Raw genomic sequence first — 9,400 nt, forward strand, 5'->3', positions numbered from 1 at the left:
TCGGCCTTTCGATCTGCCGCACAAATATTTCGACAGCCGCATCAAGGGAAGTCGCTGCCGCAAAGGCCGAATTCTTCTGAGCCTCTTTGACCATAATCCCGATGTTGACATCGGGATTGCGTCGCTCCTCTGCCGAATGACCAGTTCCGAACCCTCCCTGTGTATTCAGCAGGAACAAACCCCAACTGTCTTCAGCGACCGACAAGTGAACGTTTGGATCGAGACCCGATTCAGCAATTGCATTCGCGAGCGCCGCAACCTGTTGAAATTGGCCAAACCCCGCGGCCGCAAATGCGTCCAGGATTTTCTGCGCGACGGGTCGTCTTTCCAGCGAAATCGAATCCAGCGACAGGCAACGTGGATTGGAAATGGCTCTTCTGTTCGGTGCTGCATAACCGACCTCGCTGTACGCCCAATCGAGATGCCGCCTTGCCTTGTTTACCTCGTTCGCATCTGCTCGAGGTTGATCAGAGAGCTTTTGCCAAGCCTGCTCTAGACTGTCGATTTCCACTTTTTTGGTGTTTCGAAGCTCGGTCAGATCACTGAGGTATTTCGTCCAGTCCTCCTTCTCCGACGAAACCGACGAAAAATATTTTGCGAATCGGATGCGCTGCTCGATGTCCTGATTGAGTGCGGTATTGAGGAAAACCTTTACGTAGCTGTCTCGGAATTGCTGCGCCATATTCGAGACCAGCCGTCGCGAGCTGAAAAAGTGGAGGTATCGCCGCTATCGTAATGCCTGCGACGCACCATACTTCAAAACGTCGGCTGAAAAGTGCCCAGTTTGATCCTCAACCCTTTGAACTGAGTGCCAAATCCAGGACCTGACGCATTTGAGCAACTTTTTCGGGAGGTTTCTTGACCCTCGGAGGAGCCTTTACTGTGGTTTTTCCATTTCCAACAATGCGCTCAAGAGTGGTGACGAGGGTGCACTGGTCGTCATCAAATTCGCCATGGTGACGGGCAGTTGATACGCCGGCCGTCGGACTCACGATCCAGCGCTTCGAGTTCGGCTTCCAAAATGCAGCCGGAATAAGCTTTTTGACATCGCGTGCCAGTCCGAGGATCGGCGTCCCGTCGGGGCGTATAAGAGGGATCCGCGGCTTCACCTCGAATGCGCCACTGACCAAGTAAAGGAGCGATTTGTGATAGATGTTGGCGCAATAATCGTCCCGCTCGGTCGCATCGTCCAACGTATAGAGATCGAACGCCTCGATCGCGCCTGAATCGAGCATGGGCTTGTAGATGCTTTCGAACAAATCGAAGTTGCATGCAGGTGCCCACAGGGACAGGCTGGAGACGTTGACACCGTTCGACGTCAGATACGACGCCAAGTGTGCCTGAAGGATCGATCCGGCACTGTGACCGACTAGATGAATCTCATCGATCTTACCAGCAGCTTTCATCTGCAGAAGAAATTCGCCGGTCATGCGCGCGGCACCAGCCGCTTTCGTGGCCGCGAGAGTAGCGTTCTCTTTCATCTCGTCCCAGAGAGATTTGCCCCCAAGCAGGCGAGCGATCGGTTCGAGAGTATCGTCAAGGCGATCGAGCATGAAATCCTTGGTCGCATCGAGAAGCCCTTCAGTCTTTCGCCGCGACATGGCGTCTTGAAGGATGTTGCGGATAGTTGTCCAAGCGTCCGAGCGCCAGATGAAGGCCATCGGATAAACCTCTGCATCCAACGACGGTTTGCGGTAGTTTGCTGCGTACTGAAGCGCGGAGTCCTGGTCCACCAAACCGCCGTGGCAATAAAGTACGACGCGCTTTTTCTTCCAGGTCTTCACCCGTTCGGGAAGCTGCCGGCAAACAATGTCACGCAGACCCTCCTTTGTGAGACCGTATGCACCCGTCTCCGTCAATCTGCCGTCGTTGCCTGCCATCACGATATGGGGCCGCAATTCTGCGTAGACAAAGCTTTCATAACTGCGCGGAGCTTGCGCCCGCATGCGTGCAGCAGCTCCGGGCGTGCTGATGTCGATGGGCACGCCGAGCCTTGCCACCCAGACATCACTGCTGTTCTCCAGCCAGTCGGCATAGCCGAGACGGGCGAGACCCCTGCTGCCCCAGCCCTCGCCCCAAGAGTTTTGTATCCAGAACCCTTCGCGGTCATATCCGACGATCGCGAAGGCATGGCCGCCGACAACGTTGGTCGAATACGAAATCTCTTTGTCGCCGGTCTTGACCTTCATCCAGCCTTCATGGACCCTGCAGGTTGCATACAAAATGCCCGTTTCGGCGATCGCCGAGTGCATGCTCACGAGGTCCTTGTGGTTCACCCGGAAGTAGGCCCCCAAGGGACGGTTCAAAGCGTCGGCAGCATTCACATCATCAAGTTTGCGGTTGTCGTCGAGCCAAAGCCTGCTAGCGCAGACGCCGTGCTTGTGCCAACCCTTCATTGCTCCGCGGGCGCTCGATCCCTCATAATCCTCCCCGGGCCACTCGTCGTACCGCTTGGCCATGACATAAAGCATCTTGGCACTCACCTCGTCGGCCTCATGTTCGGAATTGAGGAAGCGCAGCAGGTAGTTCACGACAGTCGCCAAGCCGTATCCGGTGCAGGCACCTTCCCGGCCTTGGTCCAGCACCGGAATTTGAGCAGCCCGATAGCGGTCCAGATCGGAGGTGGGCATCACCTCGACAAGTGTCGGAATATACATCTTGTCGCGAAAATCCACGGTGTCCGGCATCGCGTCGAAGACACGCTCCGCCTTCTTTGCCTTCGCAACTTTCGCGTTGGCTGCTTTTGCCTTGTCTGTCGTCGCCTTGATCGTCGTTGCCCTGGCCACAATCACACCTCCTCCATCGGTAAGAATCTCACATGTTCGAAGCTTCAGTCTCCCGTCACTTGCGCGCAGTAATCAGTGAACACCCTGACATTTTCCATGTATTGCTGCGCCCGCGGGCCACTTCCGTTGTAGGCCTTGATCGCCAGCCAGAGATCGCCGTGGGTGCTGTGCAGCTTTTCGTCGAGTTCCCCGCAACACCGGGCTAGGCATTCTCCGAAGTCGTACCATTTTCTTTTCCTCGAAGAAGGCGCGGTCGGTCTTCACGTGCTGCAAGTCGAACTGGAAGATGCCGTATCCCTTGTAGACCCATTGCTTGTCAGAATAGCCCTGAAGCCGACGCGTGATGTTCGCTTCTTCGATCAGCATGTCTGTGGATTCATCCCCGTATTTTTCTAGAAACGCAGCCGTGTTCTTTGGGAAGGCGGTGCGCTCTGTACCCGGATAGTCTCCACTGGCATCAAACACACAACGAGCGATGATGGTTTCAGCATCCATGGAGCCAGTCCACTGGAGCCACTTGTACGCGGTCTCCTGGCACACGATCGCGCATAGATGCTTCAATCTGTATTGTTTTCCGGCAACCGCAGCCCTTAATCGGTCGCCGTAGCTGTCCATCATCCAGATCGCCGTCTTTATCGCTGATGACCGCGAGATCGGTAGGGAAGCCGGCTCCGCGGCCGCTGTCGCAGCCATGAACGCTCGATCGAGCTCAGCAACGATCGGAACCGCGGGATCGGGGTCGACGACTACCCACGCGTTGTCGATCTTAGTCATCTCTTCACGACGGAAGGCGTCAGGCGCGAAATCCCGAAGACGATCCAGGATTGCGATCACCCGCCCGCGCGAGTCCCAGAAATCCATCGTTTGGTCTTTGGTCACCGCTTTAGTGGGGTTGAAGCATCCTATGCTGGACAGGTAGAGATTGGGCGGATGTGCCGGGTGGATCAGGATGCCGACGCGCCTCCCCGTCCCTTCCAATCGAACCCCCGGCATGTTCGCTGCGCCGGCGGTATGAGTGTCCTCACTGTATCCGATCGATCGATAACGCCCGAATTGCGTCCACAGCGGATAACGGCCTTGCTCGATACATTTACCGTTGCCTGGGCGACTGTTGTCGCCTGGGCCAACACTTTCACACATGTTGCCGGAAATATCATCGAGCGGAATGCCGTTGATGTAGGCTTGATAGGTCCCGTAGCTCCGTTTCTTGGTACCGCTTTGCTGGGTCCCGAGGTGTCTTACCAGCAGTTCCCAGCCTTCCCCCCTGATTGCCATAGATATGCCCTCCCGAAGTGTAACAAGCAAAGACATAGTTCGGCGATTGCAGCCGAAGGCGTTCTTCGGGTACACAAAGATTAATTCATGCTTTTCGTCGTATTGCCCCATTGCACAGTGGTTTTTGGTCGATGCAACGGCACTGTTTGATGACTATCTCAAGTCTAAATTTTTGTAATCATACTTTTTACTCTTGTTCGCTGAAATATGAAACACGCCCAAAAGAATGTACCCGCACGCGACTACCAGAATATTTATGCGAGCTGTGAGGCTGACGATGCGGAAGGGCTTCCATCGGATCCGATCAAAGGCTGATGATCGGAGACACAAATGTCCGCCAATGCGATGCCAAGACCTATCTCGACTATTAACTGCAGGAAGAAATCGAGAGCGACGACTTCGGGAAACTGCGCGATATTGGCTCAAGTTGAATTCAATGACCAAAGGAAAGTACCATGATTGTTATGCTCGCATTTCTTATCGGTATTGTCGCTGGCCTGCGTGCGATGACGGCACCTGCTGCCGTTGCCTGGGCTGCCGCACTCGGTTGGTTTGACGTATCACAGACGCCGCTAGCATTCATGGGCTATCGTTGGACGCCGTGGGTCTTCACAGTGTTTGCCATCGCCGAGTTCGTGTCAGATCAGCTTCCATCCACCCCGTCCCGCAAGGTGCCGTTGCAGTTCGGCGCTCGCATCGTGATGGGCGCGCTGGCGGGGGCAACACTCGGTGCAGCCAGTGGTTCTCTCGTTGCAGGCCTGATAGCCGGGATCATTGGTGCTGTGGCCGGAACGTTCGGCGGGGCGGCAGCCCGGGGCCGGCTTGCATCGACGTTTGGTACAGACTTGCCAGCGGCCCTAATAGAAGACGCAGTGGCTGTCGTGGGCGCGTTCCTGATTGTGGCGAGCTTGCTATGAGAAACTTCGACGCCACGGGCAAGACCTTCGCCCCCATCGAGCGCCAGTTCGTCGGGGTAAACAAGGCGCGTTACCGGACGCTTACGGTTTATGATCGCTGGATGCCACAGATCCTTCCGGTTGCCCGGGCCTGACCGTCCGGAAGGATCTGTCGCATCTATCTCATGGGTTAGGTGGAGCACGAGGTCGATCATTGCTCTAAGGGAGGCGAGACAACCTTGCGGATGTTCCTGGAAGCTGGCACCCCGATGCGGCCAGCGCCAAGCCGGAGTGATTTGGAACTGATTAAGGCTGATCAGAGCAGTCAAATCATTGCTTCAATCAGGAACGGTCCGCGTCGTCGGAGGGCGCTGGCAAAAAGATCGGAAAAATTGCTGACAGGTTGTCGCTCGCGCCGCCTCTACGCCGAGGCCCCGTGCCAGAAAGACCCAGTCGAGTGCCGGATGATCGATGTCCAGCATTCGTCTTGCATTCGTTCCCACCGTCTCCACGCCGACGTTCCGCATCTCGGCGTGCAGGATGGCATAGCCGCGGTTGGAGAAAATGATGGTAACGACGTCGAGGTTTTCCCGCGCCTGTGTCCAAAGCCCCTGAACCGTAAACATGGCGCTGCCGTCGGCCTGCAAGTTAACGACCTTCCGATCAGGGCATGCAATGGCCGCGCCCGTCGCCAGCGGAATGCCGTCGCCAATCGCTCCGCCTGTCGTCATCATGAAATCATGGGGAGCGGCACAAGCGGAAAGGGCAAAAAATCGTCGGCCTGAGCTGATTGCCTCCTCGCAGACAATGGCATTCTCAGGAAGCCTCTTTGCGATCATCACCGGACCGCATCATCAGTCAATTGCCCCACCGGATCCTGTTCATCCAGCGTTGGGCTTGTTTGCGGCAAGGCCCGCGAGCTTGGGATGCCGAGCTCATCGCGAAGGGCTTCGAGCGCCCCTCCCAGATCCTCGCCGTGGGCCGCAAGGATGTCCACCTTGCAGCTGGGGCGGGCAAGCCGCCCCGGCTTACCGGGATAGGCAAAGAAAGCGACAGGTTCCGATGCGCCAAGAAGCACAAGCACATCGATATCTTTAAGAAGGTCCAGCGCAGCGTCGATTGGGTAAGGAATACGGATCGGGGCGACACGTCCCACACCGCGCTCCATTCGTGCCACCAGCACTTCGCTGAACAAAAGGTACATTTCCAGCAACCGCGATTTGCCCTGCGATCTTTAGTAGATCGGCCGACGACGATGCCGACACGCCCGGGAGCCTCACGTATGGCTTGCGCGATCCTGCGTACCCTATCCGGATCAATGGCAGATGGCGGCGGAAGGATGATCTTACTCGGCGTTGCCGCGTCAACCGATCCCCAGGCCGCATCCGCCGGCAGGATCAGCGTTGCAATACCGGGTGGTGTCAATGATGCTCGATAGGCAGCCTCCGCTCCGGAGGCGACATCCGCAGGGCAATCCGGCGAACCCAATGAGACATCGCAGCCGCCAAACCCTCGATATCGGAGGTGAGAGGCGCGTCGAGCGGAAGATGGTAGGAAGCATGATCGCCGACGATGTTGATCATTGGAATGCGCGCGCGGCGGGCGTTGTGAAGATTGGCGAGCCCGTTCGCCAAGCCTGGCCCGGTATGAAGCAACGTCGTGGCTGGACGGTCGGTCATTCGAGCGTAACCGTCGGCCACCCCGGTGACTACGCCCTCGAAAAGACCAAGCACGCAGCGCAGCTCGGGTTTGCGATCAAGCGCCGCGACAAAGTGCATTTCCGATGTCCCGGGGTTCGCGAAACACACCCTGACATCATTGGCCAACAGGGTGTCGCAAAGGGTATCCGCTCCATTCATTTTAGGTTCGCTCCCTACCTGTTCCACTCTTGTGCAAGCTCAGTGATAACCCTTAATGCAAAGTTGGCATCGTCCTCGGTCATGCCAAATTGCCCAGCCTGGAAGCGAATGGCCACCCGGCCATCGACACGCGTTTGCGTCAGATAGATGCGGCCATCGTCGTTGATGGCTTTGACCAAGGCAAGGTTATGGGCATCGAGGTCCGCAGCGCCGAGGTGCCGGAACGAAAACAGCGAGAGCATCGGCTTGGTCACGATTTCGAAGTTTGGGTCCTTGGACAGCTGTTCGGCAACCTTCCCGGCCCATGCGACATGATTGCGGATCATCGATTTCAGGCCGTCAAGCCCGTGAAAGCGCAGGAGAAACCAGAGTTTCAAGGCGCGGAACCGCCGCCCGAGCGGGATTGTCCACTCCGAATAATTGATGATGCCGTCGCGGCCGTGGGTCTTCAGAAATTCCGGATGGATCGCAAGGGTGCGAACGAGGTCTTCAGGGTTGCGGATGAAGTGCGCCGAGCAATCGAATTGCGCGCCCAGCCATTTGTGCGGATTGAGGACGACGGAGTCGGCCTCCTCGACACCAGCCCAGAGATGCCGGAATTCCTCGCAGATCATGGCCGAGCCCGCCCAGGCGGCGTCCACATGCACATAGAGCCCGCGCGCGTGCGCAATTCGGACGACGTCACTGATATCGTCGCAAGCGCCGACACTGGTGCCGCCTGTGCAGGCGATGACTCCAGCTGGCAGATATCCGTTCACCTTGTCTGCAATGATGGCTGTCTCCAGAGCTTCGTGGTTCATCCCCCGGTTTTCGCCGCTTACCGGAATGCGAACCAGGTTCGCCTCACCGATGCCCGACACCCAAATGGCGCGATCGATCGAGGTATGAACTTGATCGGACGCGTAAATGCGCAGCTTGGGGCCAGCGGCGAGGCCGGCTTTGTTGCCGTTCCAGTTCAGTGCCCGCTCGCGCATGACAAGAACCGCCGACAGCGTGGCCGAAGAGGCCGAATCCTGGATGACGCCGGAAAAACCGTCAGGAAGACCGATCGCCTGGCGCAGCCAATCCAGAACTTTCGTCTCCAGTTCGGTTGCCGCTGGCGAAGTTTGCCACAGCATGCATTGCGCGGCCATCGCCGTTACAAGGTATTCCGCAACAACCGAAACCGGGGCGGAATTGGCGGGGAAATAGGCGAAAAAACGCGGGTGCTGCCAATGGGTCATGCCCGGCAGGACGATCTTCTCGAAATCAGCGAAGATCGCCTCCATGCTCTCGCCTGTTTGCGGTGGGCTGGCAGGTATTTGAGCGCCAATATCTCCGGGTTCTGTCTGCGCTCGAACCGGGCGGTCGCGAAGAGATGCCCGGTAGGCAGCCCCCCACTCTGCCGCCTTCAACGACCACTCGGCGAAGGTCGCTTCATCCATTTTCCGGTCCCCCACTCGGCATCGCCCGTTCTCTTGCTGCATCCTGCCCGTCGACGAGAACCCAATCAAGTGCATAGATATTAGCGGCGCTTGCAGATGGCTCGCTCAGCCCGCAGGCAAGCGCACGAGCTTACCTAGTCAGCGACGCCCCAATGTGTTCAACAAGGCTGGCGGCCTCCTCGGCGATCGCCAATATTGTGCCTGACTTCCGCGTGGAGGCGAAATCCAACCCGGCGAAATAGATGCCGGCGATGGCAGCGACGCCCTCCTCATGCAGCGGTTGGCCCATAGCATCGAGCACGCCAGAAACCCGCACCCAACTGAAATCACCTTGAAATCCGGTGCACCAAATTATGCTCGTTATGCCGGACCCGGTGAGTTCAAGCGAGCGGATGGGCGGATTCGGCAGACGCGCCGCAACGATCTCGGCCGGATCAGGCTCCGCCGCGGGGGCTTCGGTCCCAGTGCGCGCAATGTATTCGTCGATATGGCGTTTGACATTGGCGGAGGCCTCATCAGCAAAGCGGAGGTTCTCCTCCAGATTGTCGGCGAAGGAGAAATGGCTAACATGCTCAAGGTCCATGAACCGCCCCAGCAGTATGACACCTTTGGCGCTGAGGGATTGAAGGCTTATCGTATGGACGGCCCCAAGCAGCGCTCGCGCCGGAATCCGGCCCGAAGGCTGAATCAGCTCCTTTCGCGGCACGTCGAGGAATCCACTCCGCACGAGCCAGATCAGGATGTCGTGACCGCGGTAACGCCGTGACAGCCGCCCCGTCCGGCTGGTGGCAAGGAAAACAGTTCGTCCCGCTTCTACCAAGTCCTCGGCTATTTGGCCGCCCGATTGGCCGCTTCCCACCACCAACATCGCCCCACTTTGGAGATCGGCTGCATTGCGGTAGTCGGAAGCATCGACCTGGCGAATGTCACTTGGCAACGCGGCTGCAATTCAAGTTGCCACTTGCGATCACCACGTTCCGCGCCCAGAGCGCGCCGCTCGGGGTTGTTATGCGGTACTCGTCGTTCCCTTGCCCGCCGGCAAGCTCGGTCACCGGGGTGTCCAGTTTGACCGAGAGGCCGCTCCGCTGGCGCAGTCCTCCAGAAGCGCAAGGAACTGGTCGCGCGTCAGTTTACCGTCGGGTTCTGAACCATTGTAGCGG

At 57.8% G+C, this 9,400-nt stretch carries 7 protein-coding genes and 1 pseudogene; 2 read left to right on the plus strand and 6 right to left on the minus strand.

Going from position 1 to position 9,400, the window contains the following annotated elements; genetic code table 11:
• From AAAC48_RS23235 to AAAC48_RS23245, 3 genes are all read right to left on the minus strand, one after another.
• On the minus strand, positions 1 to 682 hold a 682-nt coding region (locus AAAC48_RS23235), incomplete at its 3' end, for a hypothetical protein (protein ID WP_340656459.1).
• A gap of 109 nt (positions 683 to 791) precedes the next feature.
• On the minus strand, positions 792 to 2,786 hold the full coding sequence (locus tag AAAC48_RS23240) for a C1 family peptidase (RefSeq protein WP_340656460.1): 1,995 nt from the start codon (positions 2,784 to 2,786) through the stop codon (positions 792 to 794).
• 72 nt (positions 2,787 to 2,858) lie between these two features.
• A complete protein-coding gene (locus AAAC48_RS23245) occupies positions 2,859 to 4,061 on the minus strand; it encodes a peptidase S8/S53 subtilisin kexin sedolisin (RefSeq protein ID WP_340656461.1) in 1,203 nt (400 codons plus the stop codon).
• Positions 4,062 to 4,516: 455 nt separating this feature from the next.
• On the opposite strand from AAAC48_RS23245, the gene AAAC48_RS23250 reads away from it, so the two are divergent.
• Together AAAC48_RS23250 and AAAC48_RS23255 are read left to right on the plus strand one after the other, a co-directional pair.
• Positions 4,517 to 4,978, plus strand: a complete 462-nt coding sequence (locus AAAC48_RS23250) for a DUF4126 family protein (RefSeq protein WP_340656462.1) — start codon at positions 4,517 to 4,519, stop codon at positions 4,976 to 4,978.
• Positions 4,975 to 5,112, plus strand: coding sequence for a hypothetical protein (locus tag AAAC48_RS23255; protein WP_340656463.1), 138 nt, complete (start codon positions 4,975 to 4,977; stop codon positions 5,110 to 5,112). The genes AAAC48_RS23250 and AAAC48_RS23255 overlap by 4 nt, the downstream gene beginning before the upstream one ends.
• Positions 5,113 to 5,282: 170 nt before the next feature.
• Here AAAC48_RS23255 and AAAC48_RS23260 read toward each other — a convergent pair.
• The 3 genes and pseudogenes from AAAC48_RS23260 to AAAC48_RS23270 form a co-directional block, all read right to left on the minus strand.
• A pseudogene (locus tag AAAC48_RS23260) lies at positions 5,283 to 6,816 on the minus strand (acetolactate synthase large subunit).
• A gap of 14 nt (positions 6,817 to 6,830) precedes the next feature.
• On the minus strand, positions 6,831 to 8,240 hold the full coding sequence (locus AAAC48_RS23265) for a pyridoxal-dependent decarboxylase (RefSeq protein WP_340656464.1): 1,410 nt from the start codon (positions 8,238 to 8,240) through the stop codon (positions 6,831 to 6,833).
• A gap of 130 nt (positions 8,241 to 8,370) precedes the next feature.
• A complete protein-coding gene (locus AAAC48_RS23270) occupies positions 8,371 to 9,177 on the minus strand; it encodes a hypothetical protein (protein ID WP_340656465.1) in 807 nt (268 codons plus the stop codon).
• Between the last annotated feature and the right edge of the window lie 223 nt (positions 9,178 to 9,400).

The organism is Phyllobacterium sp., assembly GCF_037994405.1.
GTDB lineage: Bacteria > Pseudomonadota > Alphaproteobacteria > Rhizobiales > Rhizobiaceae > Phyllobacterium.

Coding starts and splice junctions, on each gene's coding strand:
- AAAC48_RS23245 (WP_340656461.1), bottom strand. CDS start 4,061: ATGGCAATCAGGGGGGAAGGCTGGGAACTGCTGGTAAGACACCTCGGG.
- AAAC48_RS23250 (WP_340656462.1), top strand. CDS start 4,517: ATGATTGTTATGCTCGCATTTCTTATCGGTATTGTCGCTGGCCTGCGT.
- AAAC48_RS23255 (WP_340656463.1), top strand. CDS start 4,975: ATGAGAAACTTCGACGCCACGGGCAAGACCTTCGCCCCCATCGAGCGC.
- AAAC48_RS23265 (WP_340656464.1), bottom strand. CDS start 8,240: ATGGATGAAGCGACCTTCGCCGAGTGGTCGTTGAAGGCGGCAGAGTGG.